Raw genomic sequence first — 19440 nt, forward strand, 5'->3', positions numbered from 1 at the left:
GTTCGTGCTTTATCTTCACCTGCTTCACCTTCAACGATAAGAAAGCTGCCGCATGCGTCCGTCTGCCTCCCCCGATTTGTCCCCTTCCGCCACGCCGCCGGGACGTTCCAACCCGTTCGCCGACACCTCGCTGTCCACCATCGTCGCCGGTTTCGTTGCGATGATGACCGGCTATACCAGTTCGCTCGTGCTGATGTTCCAGGCGGGTCAGGCCGCGCATCTGAGCGATGCGCAGATTTCGTCGTGGATCTGGGCGCTGTCGATCGGCATGGCCGTCTGCACGATCGGCCTGTCGCTGCGCTTTCGCGCGCCGATCGTGATCGCATGGTCGACGCCCGGCGCGGCGCTGCTGGTGTCGTCGCTGCCGCATGTGGCGTATCCCGAGGCGATCGGCGCGTTTATCGTCTGCGCGGTGCTGCTGACGGTGGTCGGTCTGACCGGCTGGTTCGACACGCTGATGAAAAAAATCCCGGCCGGCATCGCCTCGGCGTTGCTGGCGGGGATTCTGTTCGAGATCGGCATTGAGATTTTCCGCGCCGCGCAATTCCAGACCGCGCTGGTGCTGACCATGTTCTTCACCTATCTGATCGTCAAACGGCTGGCCCCGCGCTACGCGATCGTGACGACGCTGATCGTCGGCACGGCGGCGGCCGGTGGGCTCGGCCTGCTCGATTTCAGCCGCTTTCACGTAGCGCTCGCGCATCCGGTGTTCACGATGCCGGCGTTTTCGTTGGCCGCCAGCGTCAGCATCGGCATTCCGCTGTTCGTCGTCGCGATGGCGTCGCAGAACGTGCCGGGCATTGCCGTGTTGCGCGCGGACGGCTACAGCACGCCGTCGGCGCCGCTGATTTCCACGACCGGCCTCGCCTCGCTGCTGCTCGCGCCGTTCGGCTCGCACGGCATCAATCTTGCGGCGATCACCGCGGCGATCTGCACCGGCCCCGAAGCGCACGAAAACCGCGACAAGCGTTACACCGCGGCGGTCTGGTGCGGCATTTTCTATCTGATCGCCGGGGTGTTCGGCGCCACTATAGCCGCGCTGTTCGCGGCGCTGCCGAAGGCGCTGGTGGTGTCCGTCGCGGCGCTGGCGCTGTTCGGCTCGATCATGAGCGGCCTCGCCAACGCCATGCAGGACCTCAAGCAGCGCGAAGCGGCGCTGGTAACGTTCATGGTGACGGCCTCCGGGCTGACCTTGCTGTCCATCGGCTCGGCGTTCTGGGGGCTGGTGGCGGGCGTGGTGACCCAGGTGGTGTTGAACGCGCGGCGTGGCTGAGCGCCCGAAATAAGGGTGAACGGATCGGGTTGGGCAAGTGTCAACCCTGCATCAGGCGATCCGCCATAGAATAGAAGCATCCGGCAGCGCTTTCCGTCAAAATGCCCCGGCACTATGACGGGCAGCGCTGCAGCGTGACCCGCGGCCGCCGGCACTGGTGAATCCGATCAGTCCGGCGGCGATCTCATTTCTCCTGAACCACGGCGCGCATGCGCCCTGAAGGCTCGAACATGACAACCGCACTCGACCAACTCAAGCAATACACCACCGTCGTCGCCGATACCGGCGACTTCCAGCAGCTTGCCCAGTACAAGCCGCAGGACGCAACGACCAATCCGTCGCTGATTCTGAAGGCCGTCCAGAAAGACGACTACAAGCCGCTGCTCGAAAAGACCGTGAAGGCGCACGCGTCGAAGCCGGTTGGCGCGATCATCGACCAGTTGCTGATCGCGTTCGGCACCGAAATCCTCAAGATCATTCCGGGTCGCGTGTCGACTGAAGTCGACGCGCGTCTGTCGTTCGACACCGAAGCGTCGATCGCCAAGGGCCGCGAGTTGATCGCGCTGTATAAGGACCACGGCATCGGCCGCGAACGCGTGCTGATCAAGCTCGCGTCCACGTGGGAAGGCATCCGTGCCGCCGAAGTGCTGCAGAAGGAAGGCATCCACTGCAACATGACGCTGCTGTTCTCGCTCGCACAGGCCGCGGCTTGCGCCGAAGCGGGCGCGCAACTCATTTCGCCGTTCGTCGGCCGTATTTACGACTGGTACAAGAAGAACGCCGGCAGCGCGTGGGACGAAGCGAAAGACGGCGGCGCCAACGATCCGGGCGTCAAGTCGGTGCGCCGCATCTACGCGTACTACAAGAAGTTCGGCTACAAGACCGAGGTGATGGGCGCGAGCTTCCGCACGCCGGGTCAGGTTCTGGAACTGGCCGGCTGCGATCTGCTGACCATCAGCCCGGATCTGCTGCAAAAGCTGCAGGAGAGCACCGAGAAGGTTGAACGCAAGCTGTCGGCGGACCTCTCGCAGGGCGCGGATATCGAACGCGTGCCGGTGGACGAATCGTCGTTCCGTTTCCTCGTCAATGACGAAGCCATGGCGACCGAAAAGCTCGCCGAAGGTATCCGCGCGTTCGCCGCAGATGCCGTCAAGCTGGAAAAGCTGATCGAAGCGCTGCGTTGATGGCGGTGAGATTCGCGGCGGCGGAGTAAGTCGCCGCGCTTGCCGCGAAGATTGTTCGGCAAACGGCCCCGGACCTGACGGTTCGGGGCCGTTTGCCGTTTACCGACCCGCCCTACCCTACGATATAAAGTCACGATCCCGCCGCAACGGACGACTACAATTTTCACCACGCCCGTCCCTCTTGGCGGTCTACCGAGGGCCGCCGGCGCCTGCTGTTCCTACTTCAGGAGACGATCATGTCCGTTCAGCCTTACGTGTTTTTCAACGGCCGTTGCGAAGAAGCGCTCGACTATTACACCGAGAAACTCGGCGCCGAAGTGCTGCTCAAGATGCGCTACAAAGAAGCGCCGCCCGACCCGCACAACGCGCCGCGCGCCGGCCTCGAAGAAAAAATCATGCACGCGTCGATCAAGATGGGTTCGACCGTCTGGATGGCGTCCGACGGCCATTGCGATCCGGCCGCGAAAATGGAAGGCTTCGCGCTGTCGCTCACGGCCGAGCCCGCCGTCGCCGAAAAATACTTCAACGCACTCGCCGACGGCGGTCAGGTCACGTTGCCGTTTCAGCCGACCTTCTGGAGCAAGGGCTTCGGGATGCTGGTGGACCGTTTCGGTCTGATGTGGATGGTGACGTTGCCGGAAGACTGAACTCGCCGCCGCGCCGTGCCGCGGACGCTGCTAAACCTTCAGCAAGGTCCGCGAATGCCGTTCGATATTCCAGTTCGGCTCGGTTTCCAGCAATAGCGCGCGCAGCCGGTCCACCTGCTCCGCGAGCCGCTGACCGAGCCAATACGGCCCCTGCAGATCGGCCGGCAGTCTGAGCGCCGCGTCGCCATGCGCCTGCGCGAGCGGCGACGCGGCCGGAATCCCAAAGTGCGTCGCCCGGCCGAAGCGCAAGCCCCGCGAAATCGCCAGCAGAGTCGCCCGCACGGCGTGCACCTCGGCGCCGCACTGCGCGCCATACGCGGCGCGTGCGACCGCGTCGGCATGCATCAGCGGGCCGGTGGCGAGCAGTTCCAGCGAACTGAGCACCGAGGAGCGGTGCAGCCGCTGAATTTCATCGAGTCTGGACTGCGGCACGTCGATCTCTTTCGCGACCGACGGCATCAGCGCAAGCATCTGCACCAGCCGCTTGTTGATCGCCAGAAAGTGCTGAACCTGTTCTTCCTCGCTGATCGTCTCGCCACCGATCAGCCGCGTATAGATGCGCGCGCATTCGCGCAGATTGGTCGCGATGCCGTAGCGCCACGAATAAGTGGCATGCAGCGGCAGCGCGAACGAAAACGCCAGCGCGATCACAATGCCGATCAGCACGTTCAGCGTGCGCCACAGCCCGACGTCGATCAGATTGTCGCCATGCCCGGCGACGATGCACATCGTGATGGCCGTCAACAGCCCGATGTAACCGGACGAGCCGATCGCGAACCACGCGCAGATCGCCGCGACGATCGACATCAGCACATAGGTCACCGGCAACGAGCCGGTGAAATTCTGCACCAGGATCAGCGCGAGTCCGATCGTCGCGCCGAGCAGCGTACCCGCCGCCCGTTCGGCGGCTTTCTTGCGGATATTGCCGTGATGCTGCAAGCCGCCGATCACCACCAGCAACGTTACCGACGACCAGATGCCATGCGGAATGTCGATGCCCGTAGTCGCCAGAATCGACACCAGCATCGCGAGGCCAACGCGCAGGCTATGCAGCACCTTCGCGTGACGATAGCGGTAATACGGCGAGGTGATCGCGCGCACCATCCGGCTGAGCGCCGAGCGGCGTGGAATCACAGTGTGGGAATCGGCAGAGGCCATGGCGGCGCGGCGAATCCTTCGAAAGACAGTTCCGCTATCGTGCCCTGGACTGCCCTATAAAGACAAACGCCCGCGAACTTTCGTCCGCGGGCGCCGTGATTCATGCTGCGATGAGACAGTCAGGCGCTGTTAGCCCTCGACCACATCCAGATAATCTTCCGGACGCGTGCGGTCCTCGGCGCGCTGCATGCCGAGCACGCGCACCAGCAGACTCACCAACACCGACACCACCAGGTTCACGATCAGCGACCACACCGCCGCATAACCCGGAATCGCCAGACCGAACAGGTGAATCGTGAAGATCGAGCCCGCCAGCTTCAGCGAAATCGCCATCCACGTGCCGGTTGCAATCCCCACCGCCCAGCCGGCCAGCAGGCCGCGATAGTCGAGCACGCGCGTGTACAGACCGAGCACGATCGCCGGCAGCGTCTGGATGATCCAGATCCCGCCGAGCAGTTGCAACTGGATCGCGTACGTGAGCGGCAGACCGAGAATGAACGCGACCGCGCCGACCTTCACGATCAGCGAGACCAGCTTCGCGACATTGGTCTCCTGCTCGTGCGACATGTTGCGGTTCACGAACTCCTTGTGGATGTTGCGCGTGTACAGGTTGGCCGCCGCGATCGACATGATCGCCGCCGGCACCAGCGCGCCGATGCCGATTGCCGCGAACGCCACGCCGACGAACCACGACGGGAAGAAGTGCAGGAACAGCGCCGGCACCGCGAAGTTCGGGCCGAACGCCTTGAAGTACGGCGCGAATTCCGGCATGTCCTTCACGCCCGAGGCCAACGCCATGAAGCCGAGCAGCGCGAGCAGGCCGAGCACCAGTGAGTACGCCGGCAGCATCGCCATGTTGCGGCGGATCGTGTTACCCGACTTCGACGACAGCACCGCGGTGATCGAGTGCGGATACAGGAACAGCGCGAGCGCCGAACCCACCGCCAGTGTGGCGTACGCGCTATAGCCGTTCAGGCTCGACACGTCCGGCGCCTTCAGCAGCAGCTTGGCCGGCGGCACGACGCTGAAGATATGCCCGAAGCCACCCAGTTGCGGCGGAATCACGATAATTGCGGCGAAGATCACGATATAGATCAGGATGTCCTTCACGACCGCGATCATGGCCGGCGCGCGCAGACCCGAGGTGTAGGTGTAGGCCGCCAGAATCGCGAACGCGATGATCAGCGGCAGATCGCCGACGAAGCCCTTGGTGTCGAAACCGAGCGCGCCGATCACCACTTCGATACCGACCAGTTGCAGCGCGATATACGGCATGGTCGCGACGATGCCGGTGACGGCGATCGCGAGAGCCAGCATGCGGCTGCCGTAGCGTGCCGACACGAAGTCCGCCGATGTCACGTAGCCCTGACGTTTGGCGATGCTCCACAGTTTCGGGAACACGACGAACGCGAACGGATAGATCAGGATCGTGTACGGCAGCGCGAAGAAACCGGTTGCGCCCGCACCGAACACCAGCGCCGGCACGGCGATGAAGGTGTACGCGGTGTACAGGTCGCCGCCCAGCAGGAACCAGGTGACGACGGTGCCGAAGCGCCGGCCGCCGAGGCCCCACTCTTCCAGATGGGCGAGATCGCCGCGCCGCCAGTGGGCTGCGACAAAGCCGAGAATCGTGACGCCGATGAAAAACAGAACGAAGACGAAAGTTGCGGTGGCGTTCATTATCGCGCGCCCCCTTGCGGACGGCCCGATGAGCGCGCCTTGGTCTTGAAGTACACGAGCGCCGTGATGACGGCGCTGATCAGCACCCACAGGAGCTGATACCAGTAGAAGAACGGGAAATCGAACAGTTGCGGTTCGACCTTGTTGTATGACGGCACCCAGATCATCGCGATCCAGGGCAACAGCAGCAACCAGAGCCAGTGCTTGCTGGCCTTGTTCGCGTCGGCGTCGTGAGCCATGACGTCTCCTCTTCCCTATTATTGAAATGTTGTTGGCCCGTGTTTGACGGGTGGTGGAACCCATTGCGGATAGCCACGGGCGCCCCGAAAGCTTCGAAAGAGTATAGGAGCCGCGAACGTGCGGTCAAGCAGGGCCGACCCGAGGCGCGAGCCTGCTGTTGGGGCGCGCGGAGCGGCGGCTTAACGGAGACGAGGGGGTATGGCGGACTGCAGAACCGTCGCATGCACGCAACGGGGAGGCGCGAAGCCCTGGGGGAAGTCGAGCCGGCGGCAGCCGGCCCGACCTTGACGGCATCAGATCGCGAACGAGTCGCCCTTCTGCCCGGTCGATTCCTGCAGACCCTTGATCCACTTGCGCGCCGGCAAGCCGAGTTCCGCTTCGATCAGCCTGGCGCGCGCCTGCAGCGCCGTGAACGGCACGTCGAGCGCCGGGCCCGAGAACGCGATCGCGATGCGGTTGCCGTCGTGCACTTCCGGCAGCGCGATCACGCGGCCGTCGAAGGCTTCGTTCAGGCGCTTCATGTTGCGCACGAAGCTCGGATGATCGCCGAACAGATTCACCGTCACCACGCCCGCATCGGTCAGGCACGCGCGCACCGCGCGGTAGAAGCCGACGCTGTCGAGCACCGGGCCGCGCGCGGTCGCTTCATAGACGTCGACCTGCAGCGCGCCGATCGTGCCGTGGTTGGCGCTGTCGTTGACGAAGTCCCACGCGTCGGTTTCGTGCACGGTCAGGCGCGCGTCGTCGTGCGGCAGTTCGAACATCGTGCGGGCGGCAATCACGACCGCCGGGTTCAGTTCCACCGCCTCGACCTTGGCGCGCTTCAGGAAGCGGTACGCGAACTTGGTCAGCGCCGCCGCGCCCAGACCGAGCTGGACGACGCGCCTGGGCGTTTCGATGAACAGCAGCCAGGCCATCATCTGCTGTGCGTATTCGAGTTCGATGTGATCCGGCTTACGCAGACGCATGGCGCCTTGCACCCATTCCGTGCCGAAATGCAGGAAGCGCACGCCGCCTTCTTCGGAGAACGTCACCGGTGCGAAACGCGGCTTGCGCGGCGTTTCGATTTGCGGCGCGTCGTGCAGATCGTCGTCGTGCAACGGGCGCTTCCTGCTGCGCACGGCTTGCTGTTTGCCGCCGGCGCTGGCGGATTCGGCGTCGCGATTGCGGAAGGCGCGCGCTTCGGCCGAAGCGCGCTTGATCAATTTCGTCATGTGAGGATGTCGCGTTAGAGGCACAATTTTTGGTCGAACGAGAGCATAGCATTCGCCGGACTGGACGAAGGCAATACGAGGGCGGCGTAGCCGGCCGCGCCGATCGCCGGCGCCGGCGAGGCGCCGCAACGGATCGATATTTTGTCCAGTTTGACACCTCTGCCGATCACCCAGCATGCTGCTGCCACGCACGCCTTGCCTGCCGACATGACCTGTTTCGTCGTTACGTCACCGAAACCTGCTAGCCTCGGTTTCGGCGCTACCACCTCCATCACACGGGAACCGTAAGCATGAGTCATATCCACTTCATCGGCGGAGAAAAAGGCGGCGTGGGCAAATCGCTCGCCGCCCGCGTGCTAGCCCAGTATTTCATCGATCGGGGCGTGTCCTTCATGGGCTTCGATACCGACAGATCGCATGGCGCGCTGCTGCGTTTCTATGCCGACTTTGCCGCGCCTGCCGTTCTCGACCAGCATGACAGCCTCGATCCCGTCCTGGAAGCGGCCATCGCAGAACCGCAGCGACGCATCGTGGTCGACCTCGCGGCCCAGACGCAGCAGGCGCTCGCCGGATGGCTCGACGATTCGGACGTATTCGGTTTCGCCGAAGAACACGGCCTCGCGCTAACGTGGTGGCACGTCATGGACACCGGGCGCGATTCGGTCGATCTGTTACGGCAATGGCTCGACGCCTTCGGCGGACGCATCAAGCTGGTACTCGTGCTAAACGAAGTTCGCGGCGACCGCTTCGAGATTCTGGAGGCATCGGGCGAGCGCAAGCGGGCCGAAGCACTCGGCGCCAGCGTGATAACACTGCGCCACCTGCCCGATACAACGATGCAGAAGATCGATCGACAGAGCGCGAGCTTCTGGGCGGCAGTCAATCATCCGGATCGTGCCGCCACCGGGCTCGGCTTGCTGGAACGCCAACGCGTCAAGGTGTGGCTACATCGCGCTTATGCGGAACTGGACACGCTGGCCTTGTAGGCGGATCCGGCTTCTACGCGGGGCGCACGGGAAGCCCCGCGTTTGCGCGATTGAGAAACAACGTCAGGAAACAACCTCTCGCCACAGCAACAGCTTCTGATCGAAAGACAGTGTCGCATTCGCCGGACTAGAAGAAGGCAGCACCAGCGTTTCATATCCCGCCTCGCCTATCACGCCGGCAAATCGCCCCGCCGTCTTGCCGTTGAAACACACCTTCTTCAGCAAGGGCGCATGCTCGCGCAGCGCATCGAAATCGTTCGGCTTCGCATTCCGGATCGCCGAATCGAGACTGCCTTCGCGATGGCACGCGGCAAGCACGTCCCAGACACCGATCCCGTGCTTCAACACGAGCTTGAGACGTTCGTCATAAGCGAGCGTATGCAACTGAGGCTCGCCGAGCACCTCGCCCAGTAAGCGCCAGAACTGATTCCGCGGATGCGCGTAATACTGCGTCGCGACCAGCGACGCCTCGCCGGGAAAGCTGCCCAGAATCAGCGTATGGGTATTCGCCGCGACGACGGGAGGAAAACCGCGCAGCATCAGCGGCCTCGCTCATTGGATGGACGCGGCGCCGGCGGATCCTCTGACGGCACCTCCTTCGGCGCGTGCGCGCGTGAGACGGTGTGGTCGAGCGGTCGGCCGTGCTCGCGCACACGTGGATGCGCGGCGTGGGCCGTTAGGGCAGAGTTCGCGTCGTCAGCGTGGGAAGAAGCCGTCGCCGCGAGATGCGACCACAGTGCAGGCAGAAAGCATTCCGTCACCATCAGCGGCGCGCCGTGGCGTTCGAACACCGAGCGACGCGCGACCAGCGCATGCGGCGACGCCGTGGTCGCGGCAATTTCACGCGCCGCCAACCGGTACAACGGATGACGCTCGGTTAAACGCCGGCTCACCAGCGCCGAACGGGCGACGCTGCTGTCGCTATACAGCAGTTCGGCCAACGGCCGCGTGCGCAAACGCCGGGTGGCCTGCCACACGCCGACACTCGCGACGAGCGGCGTCACGCTATGCGCGGCGACGAACGGCACGCGGTCGACCGACAGCACCACTTCCCGAACCCACACCGGCGCGCGTGACGCGAGGCCGAGCGCGGCGTACTCGTCGGCCCATGGCAGCGCGACGCTTTCACGCGTCACACGCACCGCGACCGCACCGAGCGCACGCAGATGCGCGGTCAGTGAACCGCCGCGCGTCAGCCAGTCTTTCTGGGCGGCGCTGAAGCCGGGTAAAGGAGCAACGCGCCAGTGGGCGTCGGCGGCATCGAAACGGATAGGCATGGTGTCGGATTATAGCGGCGCTCAGCGAAGAGCTTGCGGCGGCCGCACCCGCTCGTTCAGCGGTGGTTTCCACCCACGCTTCGCGCCAAACTTTGCGCCACACTCACCGGTTGCGGGCCGGCATCGCCTGCAAGCGGTTTTTGACCCGCTCGACCACCGGCGCCCAGTCCGCCGGCTGTGGCTGCCTGAACAGTTCGATCGAGTCGTACCAGGACTGCGTCTCCTCGCTGCCCCACGACCAGTGCGACACATGGTCGAGCATTGCGAACACCGGGCAACCGAGCGCGCCGCCCAGGTGCAACGGCGCGCTGTCGATCGTCACCAGCGCATCGAGCACGCCGAGATGCGCCGCCACGTCGTCGAAGCCGCTTTCATAGGCCGCCGTCAGATCGCACACGCGATAGCCTTGCGCGAGCAGCGCCGCCGCGTCTTCGTGACGGCCAGGCGTGAGCGGGTAAAACACGACATCCGGCAGCGTCAGCAGCGGAGCAAGCGCGGCAAGCGGAATCGACCGCTTCGCATCGCGCCGATGCGTCGGACTGCCGGACCACACCAGACCGACGTGACGCTTCGCATCCGGCGCGCAGGCGTGAAGCCGCTCGCGCCATGCGGCCATCTTCACGACATCGGCGTGCAGATACGGTGCGCCGCGTAGTTCGTCCGGCCGCAGATCGAGCGCGAGCGGCAAGCTCATCATCGGCAAGCCGTAGTCGGGCGTGCCGAGCGGGCCGTCCTCGATCGACACGCAATCCGCGTAAAAACGCGCGAACAGCGGTTGCAAGGCGCGCCGCACGGCCAGCACCAGGCGGCCGCCTTCGGCGTGCACGCGTGCGGCCATTCGCGGGACGAAACGGACCATCTGGATATCGTCGCCGCTACCCTGCTCGCTATGCACGACGAGCGTTTTGCCCGCCAGCGATTCACCCCACCAACGCGGACACAGCGCGGCCATCACGGTGACGATGTTGTTGGGTTCACGGTCGGCGCGTGCGAGCCGCGCCTCGAAGCGCGGCCATCCGCTCGTCCACGCGCCGCGTCGCAATTCCAGATCGGCCAGATCGACGGCCGCCTCGACCGTCGACGGGTCGAGCGCCAGCGCCGCTCGCAACGCCGCTTCGCTGGCGTCATAACACGCCTGCTCGGCCAGATACATGCCGATCGCCGCCGACACATGCGGATTGCCGGGCGCGGCGCGATCGACGGCGCGCATGGTGGCTTCCGCTGCGGCCGCGTCGTTGCTTTGCCACTGCGCGTGACTGAGTTGCCAGGCCATTTCCGCATCCGCGGGATTGCGCGCGAGGCGCTCGCGGCAGAGGCGTTCGACCGTCGGCCAGGCGCGAATCTCGCGGAAGGCCAGCGCGAGTTGCAGCGGCAGCGCGGGGTCCAGCTCAGGGTTTAGCGCGTAGGCTCGCGCGAGCGTCGCGCGGCGCTCGGTCTGCGCGGAGGAGTTTGCCAGGGCGGAATCGTGCATGGGAATTCACAGGAAGTCGCGACGCGCGAACGCGTCTTCGTTGAATAAGATCCGGCGCAAATGCGACCTAGAAGATTGCGATAAATCCTTCAGGCATCCGAATTTAGAATGCGGAAGAATAAGACAATCCCCCGTGATTACGTCTCATAAACCAATCTCAATTTATGGTCGTTGATTATGTTTAGTTAGTTACCCATACTTATTCGAGTCGACCAAACAGGCCATGCCTGTGCGGCCGACATAATCGATAACTAACACGCCAGGAGTCACCCTTGAATACTGTCAACACGAAAGAAACGTCTGACCGAATCGCTCATCTGGCCGCGCTGGTTTTGCGGCGTTCGTCGGTTACGTTCATGGAGAAGGAACTCGCCGGCTCGGCGCTCGCGCAGCATCACACGTCCAAGCAGACTAGCCAGAAGATCGGCAGTCTGGCGGCAAAGGTACTGGCCGACCATGCGTCCTGCCAGGAAGCCAAGGAACTGGCCGGCTGCGTGCTCTCGCAGGTCACGCATTTGAACGGCCCGGTTCCGGCCCGTTAAGTCTCGCGCTCACTAAGGCTCACGCCGCTGGTCGGGCGCAGCCAAAAAAAATGCGCTGCCAAAAGGCAGCGCATTTTTCACCTCCCAGCGTCAACTAGACGCCAGTTACATCGCACTCACTGCGCACGCGCCAGCAACAACGCGTTGGTGCGCTTCACGAAGCTCGCCGGATCTTCCAGCGATCCACCTTCGGCCAGCATGGCCTGATCGAACAGCAGGTGGCACCAGTCGTCGAAGTTCGCGCTGTCCGCGTGCAAGCCCTTCACCAGCGCGTGTTCCGGATTCACTTCGAGAATCGGATGGAACGACGGCGCGTCCTGGCCTGCGGCCTTCAGCATGCGTTGCAGATAACCGCTCATTTCACCGTCGTCGGCCACGAGGCAGGACGGCGAATCGGTCAGGCGGAACGTGAGACGCACGTCTTTCGCCTTGTCCTTCAGCGCTTCCTTCATCTTCTCGACGAGCGGCTTGAACTCTTCGCCGACCTTCTCCTGCGCCTGCTTTTCTTCATCGTTCAGCGCGCCCAGATCGAGATCGCCGCGCGCCACGCTTTGCAGCGGCTTGCCGTCGAATTCGTTCAGGAACGACAGCATCCATTCGTCGACGCGATCGGTCAGCAGCAGCACTTCCACGCCCTTCTTGCGGAACACTTCGAGATGCGGGCTGTGGGTCGCGGCCAGCCAGGTATCGGCGGTCACGTAGTAGATCTTGGTTTGCTCGGGCTTCATTCGCGCGACGTAGTCCGCCAGCGAAACGGTTTGCTCCGCCGTGTCCGTATGCGTCGACGCAAAGCGCACGAGCTTCGCGATCCGCTCGCGATTGGCGAAGTCTTCGCCGATACCTTCCTTCAGCACCTGGCCGAATTCTTTCCAGAAACCGGCGTACTTGGCGCGCTCGGCTTCGTCTTCCGAATTGGCCAGCTCTTCGAGCATGGACAGCGAACGCTTGATCACGCCTTCGCGAATCGTCTTGACGTCGCGGCTTTCCTGCAGGATTTCGCGCGACACGTTCAGCGGCAGATCGCTCGAATCGACCACGCCCTTCACGAAGCGCAGATAGCCCGGCAGCAGTTGCTCGGCTTCGTCCATGATGAACACGCGCTTCACGTACAGCTTCAGCCCGCCGCGGTTGTCGCGGTTGAACATGTCGAACGGCGCGTGGGTCGGCACGTACAGCAGTTGCGTGTACTCGCTGCGGCCCTCGACGCGGTTATGCGTCCAGATCAGCGGGTCCTGATGGTCATGCGCGAGGTGCTGATAGAACTGCTTGTACTGCTCTTCGGTGATCTCGTTCTTCGAACGGGTCCACAGCGCGCTGGCCTGATTGACGGTCTCGTCTTCGTCTTTCGTGACCATCTCGCTCTTTTCCGCGTCCCACTCTTCCTTGTGCATCAGGATCGGCAGCGCAACGTGGTCCGAGTACTTCTGAATGATCGCCTTCAGACGATGCGACGACAGCAGCTCGTCTTCTTCGGCACGCAGATGCAGCGTGATGGTCGTGCCGCGCGCGGCGCGCTCGATGCTCTCGACCGCGAAATCGCCCTCGCCCGCGCTTTCCCAGCGCACCGCGTCCGACGCCGGCAAACCGGCACGGCGCGTTTCGACGGTGATCTTGTCGGCGACGATAAAGCCCGAATAAAAGCCCACGCCGAACTGGCCGATCAGCGCCGCGTCTTTCTGCTGGTCGCCGGAAAGCTTGCCGAAGAATTCCTTCGTGCCCGAGCGGGCGATCGTGCCAAGGTTGGCGATCGCTTCGTCGCGGCTCATGCCGATGCCGTTGTCGTCGATCGTGACAGTGCGGGCGGCCTTGTCGAACGCCACGCGAATCCGCAGATTCGAATCGCCTTCGTACAACGCGCTGTTTTCGATCGCTTCGAAGCGCAGCTTGTCGGCCGCGTCGGACGCGTTCGAAATCAGCTCGCGCAGGAAAATTTCCTTGTTGCTGTACAGCGAATGGATCATCAGGTGCAGAAGCTGTTTCACTTCTGCCTGAAAGCTCATGGTTTCTTGTGCCATGGTCGGACTTCCTCTCTGTTGCGAATGGGATTCAAATCAGGGTAAAGCGGGACGCCTGGCGCGGCCGGTGCGGGCTGTGCGGCCTTTGCAACTGGCCGCGCAGCGCCGGCGGTCGGTGCGCCGAGTCGGTCCGTCGGTGCGTCAATTCGGCGGCTACCGGGCGGCTACCGGATTGCCCGCGTATTTTGGGGCAAGCTCGCGCGGTTTCAAGAGGCGCGGCGTGCGACTCCGTCAAGATAGCGGGACAGAAACGTCGCCAGTTCCGGATCGCCGCAGTTGGCGATATTGAAGCGCATCCAGGTGGTCGGCGACTGCTGCGGCGAGAACAGGCTGCCGGGCGTCAGCAGAAAGCCGGCTTCGTGACCGGCGGCGGCCAACGCGCCGGCGTCGACGCCGGTATCGGCCCACAGGAACATGCCGGCCGCGGGCGTCAGGAACAGCTTCAGGCCGGTCTTTTCCAGCATCCGCACGGATTTTTCGCGCACGCCGTCGAGCCGCACGCGCAGCCGCTCGACATGCCGCCGGTAATGGCCCTCGGTCAGAATCTTGTACAGCACGCGCTCGTTCAGTTCCGGGCTGGTCATGCCGACCAGCATCTTCTGATCGCTGACCGCCCGCGCCACGTCCGGCGCGCACGCAATAAAGCCGACGCGCAGATTCGGCGCGAGCGTCTTCGAAAAGCTGCCGAGGTAGATCACCCGCTTCAACTGATCGAGGCTCGCGAGCCGCGTGCCCGGATAGCTTGGCGGACACAGGTCGCCGTAAATATCGTCCTCGACGACGATGAAGTCGTAGGCCTCGGCGAGCCGCAGAATGCGGAACGCCTGGGCCGCCGTCAGCGACGTGCCGGTCGGGTTCTGCAGCACCGAGTTGATCACCAGCATCTTGGGCCGCCATGTCTCGACCAGCGCTTCGAGCGCGTCGAGGTCCGGGCCGTCCGGCGTGTACGGCATGCCGACCAGCCGCGCGCCCTGCGACACGAAGCGCCCGAACATCTGAAACCACGCCGGATCGCCGACGATCACCGCATCGCCCGGTTTCACGTAGATGCGCGAGATCAGGTCGATGGCCTGCGTGACGCCGGACACCATCACGATCTGGTCCGGCGAGGCGCCGATTTCCAGCTCCTCGAGCCGCGTCTGCAACTGCTGGCGCAGCGGCAGAAAGCCCTGTGGCGTGCCGATGCCGAGCATCTGCGCGCCGCTTTGCCGGCCGAGCGTGCGTAACGCATTGGTGATCAGGTCGCCGTCGAGCCAGCGCACCGGCAGATAACCGAGACCCGGACTGCGCTCCGAGCGCGCGCCGGTATGCAGCATGTTGCGCAGCAGCCAGACCACGTCGAGCGCGGCCGGCTCGGGCGTCGCGATGCTCGGCGCGCGCGTCTCGACCAGCGCCACGCCGCTCAGACGCTCGCGCACATAAAAGCCGGAACCGCGCCGCGACTCCAGATAGCCTTGCGCGACCAGCCGCTCGTAGGCCTCGACCACCGTGAAGCGCGACACGCCTTTGTCCAACGCGAGCTTGCGGATCGACGGCATGCGCATGCCGGGACGAAACACCCGTTCCTCGATGCGGCGGCGGGCCCACTGCACAAGCTGTTCGACCAGCGTCATCGAGGTGGTGTCGTGCGGCGTGGGAATCTGGGCAAGCGGGACGGACATGACAGGCTCCAACTGTTCCCCGAGCGGACGTCGTACGGGACGTCGCTCAGGACGTCGTACAGGCGTACTGGAAAGTATCGAATCGATTGTACCGTTACTGTGCCGGTCGTCGCCGCTACATTTTGAGAGAAGCAACGGGACAACGCGACCCGGCCGCGACGGGACGAACGTCCCACCGGCCGCCAGCGATCCGGCAAGACCCGCCGAAAACACCCCGCGCATGGCCCGCCGATCCGGCAAACGGTTATGCTTACGGCCCCGGCAGCGCAGCCGCTCACCCTGGCGCGCGCCGGCCGGCCGCAGACAACCCGTTTTCCGTTTCCCGATCCGTCATGACCGCCCATACGCTTCGTCTCGACCACCTCGTGATTTCCGCCCGTACCCTCGACGAGGGCACGCAGTACGTCGCCGATACGCTTGGCGTCGCCCCGGCCGGCGGCGGCGCGCATCCGCTGATGCGGACCCACAACCGTCTGCTGAACCTGTGGGGCGGCGTGTATCTGGAAGTGATCGCAATCGATCCGCAGGCCGCCGCACCGGCCGACGGCAATACGCCGCGCGCCCGCCTGTTCGCGCTCGACGATCCGGCCACCCAGGCCCGGCTCGAAAGCGGGCCGTATCTGTCGCACTGGGTCGCGCGGGTCGACCGGCCGAAGCGGCTGTCGGCGTGGCAAACGCAGTATCCGCAGCGCATCGCGCCGATCGTGCCGATGACACGCGGCGATTTCACATGGGGCCTGTCAGTCCTCGACGACGGCGCATTCCCCAGTTGGCAAGACGTTGGCGACGGTGTGCTGCCCTCGCTGATTCAATGGGACTCGGCGCACCATCCATCCGCGTTCCTGCCGGACTCGGGCATTGCGCTGAAAGCCTTGAAAGGCGCGCATCCGCAAGCCGACGCCATCGCGGCGCAGTTGCAATGGCTCGGCGCCGCGCATCTGATCGCATTGCAGCCGACCGAGGGCGCCGCGGCGCTCGTCGCCGAGTTCGATACGCCCGACGGTCTACGGACCCTTAATTAAAGCAGCGCGCGCGGGTCGCCGACTCGCGCGATAATTGAAGTTTTGACCGGTTCCACCAATACCAGCAGAGGAAGACCATGGACCAAAGCGACTTGAAAGCCCCCACGTGGCAACTATCCGAACGCGCACGCAAGCTCACGAGCTCGGCGATTCGCGAGATTCTGAAAGTCACGGAACGGCCCGAAGTCATTTCGTTCGCGGGCGGCCTGCCCTCGCCGGCCACCTTCCCGGCTGAACGCATGCGCGAAGCATCGGACCGCATTCTGCGCGACTCGCCCGCCGCGGCGCTGCAATACAGCGCGACCGAAGGCTATCTGCCGCTGCGTGAATGGGTGGCGAAGCGCTATTCGGTGAACGGCGCGCAGATCCGTCCCAGCCAGGTGCTGATCACCACCGGTTCGCAACAGGCGCTCGACCTGCTCGGCAAAGTGCTGATCTGTCCGGACAGCCCGGTGCTGGTCGAAACGCCCACGTACCTCGGCGCGCTGCAATCGTTCTCGATGTACGAGCCGCGCTACGTTCAAATGCCGACCGACGAACAAGGCCTGATTCCCGAAGCCCTCACGCCCGAGCTGACGGCCGGCGCGCGCCTGTTGTACGCGCAACCGAATTTCCAGAATCCGACCGGCCGCCGTCTGCCGGTCGAGCGCCGCCGCGCGCTCGCCGAGTTCGCGAAGACCGCACCGTTCCCGGTGATCGAAGACGACCCGTACGGCGCGCTCGACTACGCCGGCGAGCCGTTGCCCACCATGCTCTCCATGGCGCCGGACCATATTGTCCACCTCGGTTCGTTCTCGAAGGTGCTGGCGCCGGGCCTGCGGGTCGGCTACATCATCGCGCCCGAAGAACTCATCTTCAAACTGGTGCAGGCCAAGCAGGCCACCGACTTGCACACGCCGAGCTTCACGCAGCGCATCGTGTACGAAGTGATCAAGGACGGTTTCCTCGACACACACGTGCCGACCATCCGCGAGCTGTATCGCAATCAGTGCGAAGCCATGCTGGCCGCGCTCGAACGCTATATGCCCGAAGGCGTGAGCTGGAACCGTCCGGAAGGCGGCATGTTCGTGTGGGTCGATCTGCCCGCGCAGATCGACAGCATGAAACTGCTCGAAGAAGCCGTCGCGCAAAATGTCGCGTTCGTGCCGGGCGGACCGTTCTTCGCGAACGAGGCGCAACACAACACGCTGCGTCTGTCGTTCGTCACGGTGCCGCCGGCCAAGATCGACGAAGGCATGGCGCGTCTCGGTGCACTGATCCGCGCGAAGATTTAAACGCAGCCTGCTTGCGCGCATAGCGCCCAGCACGCCTCACCGAATTCCATCACTGACCAAGGACGCAACATGGCTCAAACCAATGTGTACGACAAGCTCAAGGAACTGGGCATCGAACTGCCGACCGCCGGTGCGCCGGCCGCCGCTTATGTAATGAGCGCGCAAAGCGGTAACACGGTGTACCTGTCGGGTCACATCGCGAAGAAAGACGGCAAGGTGTGGACCGGCAAGCTCGGCGCCAACCTCACGACGGAAGAAGGCAAGGCCGCGGCGCGTTCCATCGCTATCGACCTGCTCGCTACGTTGCACACGCACGTCGGCGATCTGAACCGCGTCACGCGCATCGTCAAGCTGATGAGCCTCGTCAACTCGACGCTCGAATTCACCGAACAGCATCTGGTCACCAACGGCGCGTCCGAACTGGTCGCCGACGTGTTCGGCGAGCGCGGCAAGCATGCGCGCTCTGCGTTCGGCGTTGCGCAGATTCCGCTCGGCGCGTGCGTCGAGATCGAGATGATTGCCGAAGTCGAGTAAGGCTGCGTAACGGTAACCAGAACGCGTCGCGAGGTCTCAGCACCTCGCGGCGCGTTCTGCTTTTTGCGGCGAGGTGGCTCGTTGCGTCAGCACCGGATAGAATCCGCGAACCCGATTCACTCGCACGATTCGCCGGACCGCGCACGATGCTCGCCAACACTGTTCGTTTCAAACAAGTCGACGTGTTCACGTCGGTGCCGTTCAAAGGCAATCCGCTTGCCGTGGTGTTCGACGCCGATACGCTCGATGCGGATCAGATGCAGGCGATCGCGCGCTGGACCCATCTGTCCGAAACCACCTTTCTGCTGAAGCCGACCGACCCGGCCGCCGACTATCGCGTGCGCATCTTCACGATCGAGGGCGAGTTGCCGTTCGCGGGTCACCCGACGCTCGGCACCGCGCATGCGCTGCTCGAAAGCGGCTATCAGCCGAAGCAGGCCGGCCGCCTCGTCCAGCAATGCGGCGTGGGTCTCGTCGAACTCAAGGCGTTGCCGGAAACGACTAGCGCGGACGGCGCGGCCAACACCGAACAACACGCGTGGGCTTTCGCCGCGCCGCCCGCTCGCGTCACACCGCTCGGCGCGGATCGCTATACCGAACTGTCTACGGCTTTGCGTAGCGACGCGATCGATTTCAGCGCCGTGCCCTGCGCGGTCGACAATGGTGCACCGTGGCTGGTGGTGCGCGTTAATTCGGCGCAAGACTGCCTCGCGCTCGATCCCGATGGGAGCGCACTTGCCAAACTCGTGCAGTCGGTCGATGCCATTGGCCTCGCTGTCTACGGTCCGCATGAAGCCGGCGGCCCGGCCACATTCGAAGTCCGCTGCCTGATGGCCGGCGATCGCTTCGGCACCGGTGAAGACCCGGTCACCGGCAGCGCCAATGCGGCGCTCGCCGGTTTGTTAAGCACGCAGCAGCGTCGCCCGGGCGAGCGTTATACGGCTCGTCAAGGCACCGTGCTCGGTCGTGCGGGCCAGGTGTCGGTGCACTACGACGACGCACACGGCAAGACGTGGATCGGCGGCGCCTCGGTGACGATCGTCGACGGCACGTTCCGCCTGCCATGAACGGCACGCTCTTTGCCTGCCCAGTGTTGGCCAGCGTGTCCGTGTCCTCGCCACGCAATAACGGACGCGATTTGCCCCACTCAGCCACGCTAAACCACAAAGCGCCGCAGACTCTGCCCAATTAATGCTTTTTGCATTGCGAAAGGCCTGGCACACCTGAACGCCGCACCGCGACTCCCGATGAAACATTCGAAA

17 protein-coding genes and 2 pseudogenes are annotated in these 19440 nt (G+C 64.1%); 9 read left to right on the forward strand and 10 right to left on the reverse strand.

Features of this window, described 5'->3' with window-relative positions; genetic code table 11:
* The first annotated feature begins 52 nt into the window (after positions 1-52).
* The 3 genes from FA94_RS13875 (at position 53) to FA94_RS13885 (ending at position 3104) form a co-directional block, all read left to right on the forward strand.
* Positions 53-1273 carry a benzoate/H(+) symporter BenE family transporter gene (locus tag FA94_RS13875; RefSeq protein ID WP_035552006.1) on the forward strand — a complete coding sequence of 407 codons (1221 nt, stop codon included), beginning with the start codon at positions 53-55 and terminating at the stop codon, positions 1271-1273.
* A 230-nt stretch (positions 1274-1503) separates the two neighbouring features.
* Entirely contained in the window at positions 1504-2457 is a 954-nt protein-coding gene (gene tal, locus FA94_RS13880; RefSeq protein WP_035552009.1) for a transaldolase, read from the forward strand.
* Positions 2458-2693: 236 nt separating this feature from the next.
* Positions 2694-3104, forward strand: a complete 411-nt coding sequence (locus FA94_RS13885) for a VOC family protein (protein WP_035552012.1) — start codon at positions 2694-2696, stop codon at positions 3102-3104.
* A 30-nt stretch (positions 3105-3134) separates the two neighbouring features.
* Here FA94_RS13885 and FA94_RS13890 read toward each other — a convergent pair whose 3' ends face one another.
* The 5 genes and pseudogenes from FA94_RS13890 to FA94_RS39435 form a co-directional block, all read right to left on the reverse strand.
* A complete protein-coding gene (locus FA94_RS13890) occupies positions 3135-4262 on the reverse strand; it encodes an FUSC family protein (protein ID WP_081935918.1) in 1128 nt (375 codons plus the stop codon).
* A 129-nt stretch (positions 4263-4391) separates the two neighbouring features.
* Positions 4392-5942: a monocarboxylate uptake permease MctP gene (gene mctP / locus FA94_RS13895; RefSeq protein WP_035552015.1), complete on the reverse strand. Its 1551-nt coding sequence runs from the start codon at positions 5940-5942 to the stop codon at positions 4392-4394.
* Positions 5942-6181 carry a DUF3311 domain-containing protein gene (locus tag FA94_RS13900; protein ID WP_035552017.1) on the reverse strand — a complete coding sequence of 80 codons (240 nt, stop codon included), beginning with the start codon at positions 6179-6181 and terminating at the stop codon, positions 5942-5944. Before FA94_RS13900 ends, mctP begins: the two co-directional genes overlap by 1 nt.
* A gap of 294 nt (positions 6182-6475) precedes the next feature.
* Positions 6476-7396, reverse strand: a complete 921-nt coding sequence (locus tag FA94_RS13905; protein ID WP_035552020.1) for a class I SAM-dependent methyltransferase — start codon at positions 7394-7396, stop codon at positions 6476-6478.
* Between the two features lie 14 nt (positions 7397-7410).
* Positions 7411-7509, reverse strand: a pseudogene (locus FA94_RS39435) (DNA-deoxyinosine glycosylase); the annotation flags it as partial.
* Between the two features lie 177 nt (positions 7510-7686).
* On the opposite strand from FA94_RS39435, the gene FA94_RS13915 reads away from it, so the two are divergent.
* The gene (locus tag FA94_RS13915) at positions 7687-8382 is read left to right on the forward strand and encodes a P-loop NTPase family protein (RefSeq protein ID WP_035552025.1); all 696 of its coding nucleotides are present in this window, start codon (positions 7687-7689) and stop codon (positions 8380-8382) included.
* Positions 8383-8445: 63 nt separating this feature from the next.
* Here FA94_RS13915 and FA94_RS13920 read toward each other — a convergent pair whose 3' ends face one another.
* The 3 genes and pseudogenes from FA94_RS13920 to FA94_RS13930 all read right to left on the reverse strand — a co-directional run.
* Positions 8446-8922, reverse strand: a complete 477-nt coding sequence (locus FA94_RS13920) for a DNA-deoxyinosine glycosylase (RefSeq protein WP_035552028.1) — start codon at positions 8920-8922, stop codon at positions 8446-8448.
* On the reverse strand, positions 8922-9659 hold the full coding sequence (locus FA94_RS13925; protein ID WP_035552031.1) for a chorismate--pyruvate lyase family protein: 738 nt from the start codon (positions 9657-9659) through the stop codon (positions 8922-8924). Before FA94_RS13925 ends, FA94_RS13920 begins: the two co-directional genes overlap by 1 nt.
* A gap of 103 nt (positions 9660-9762) precedes the next feature.
* A pseudogene (locus FA94_RS13930) lies at positions 9763-11100 on the reverse strand (hypothetical protein); the annotation flags it as partial.
* 302 nt (positions 11101-11402) lie between these two features.
* Between FA94_RS13930 and FA94_RS13935 the strand changes: the two are divergent.
* Entirely contained in the window at positions 11403-11672 is a 270-nt protein-coding gene (locus FA94_RS13935) for a hypothetical protein (RefSeq protein ID WP_035552033.1), read from the forward strand.
* A 116-nt stretch (positions 11673-11788) separates the two neighbouring features.
* Here the strand turns inward: FA94_RS13935 and htpG are convergent, their stop codons facing one another.
* Together htpG and FA94_RS13945 are read right to left on the reverse strand one after the other, a co-directional pair.
* The gene (htpG, locus tag FA94_RS13940; protein ID WP_035552036.1) at positions 11789-13687 is read right to left on the reverse strand and encodes a molecular chaperone HtpG; all 1899 of its coding nucleotides are present in this window, start codon (positions 13685-13687) and stop codon (positions 11789-11791) included.
* 206 nt (positions 13688-13893) lie between these two features.
* The gene (locus FA94_RS13945; RefSeq protein WP_035552038.1) at positions 13894-15348 is read right to left on the reverse strand and encodes an aminotransferase-like domain-containing protein; all 1455 of its coding nucleotides are present in this window, start codon (positions 15346-15348) and stop codon (positions 13894-13896) included.
* 332 nt (positions 15349-15680) lie between these two features.
* Here FA94_RS13945 and FA94_RS13950 point away from each other — a divergent pair, with 332 nt between their 5' ends.
* From FA94_RS13950 to FA94_RS13965, 4 genes are all read left to right on the forward strand, one after another.
* Positions 15681-16370, forward strand: a complete 690-nt coding sequence (locus FA94_RS13950; protein WP_035552040.1) for a VOC family protein — start codon at positions 15681-15683, stop codon at positions 16368-16370.
* 77 nt (positions 16371-16447) lie between these two features.
* The gene (locus tag FA94_RS13955; protein ID WP_035552042.1) at positions 16448-17644 is read left to right on the forward strand and encodes an aminotransferase-like domain-containing protein; all 1197 of its coding nucleotides are present in this window, start codon (positions 16448-16450) and stop codon (positions 17642-17644) included.
* A 69-nt stretch (positions 17645-17713) separates the two neighbouring features.
* A complete protein-coding gene (locus FA94_RS13960; protein ID WP_035552044.1) occupies positions 17714-18178 on the forward strand; it encodes a RidA family protein in 465 nt (154 codons plus the stop codon).
* Positions 18179-18324: 146 nt separating this feature from the next.
* Entirely contained in the window at positions 18325-19245 is a 921-nt protein-coding gene (locus FA94_RS13965) for a PhzF family phenazine biosynthesis protein (RefSeq protein ID WP_035552046.1), read from the forward strand.
* Positions 19246-19440 lie beyond the last annotated feature (195 nt).

The sequence above is a fragment of the Burkholderia sp. 9120 genome, assembly GCF_000745015.1.
Classification (GTDB): Bacteria; Pseudomonadota; Gammaproteobacteria; order Burkholderiales; family Burkholderiaceae; genus Paraburkholderia.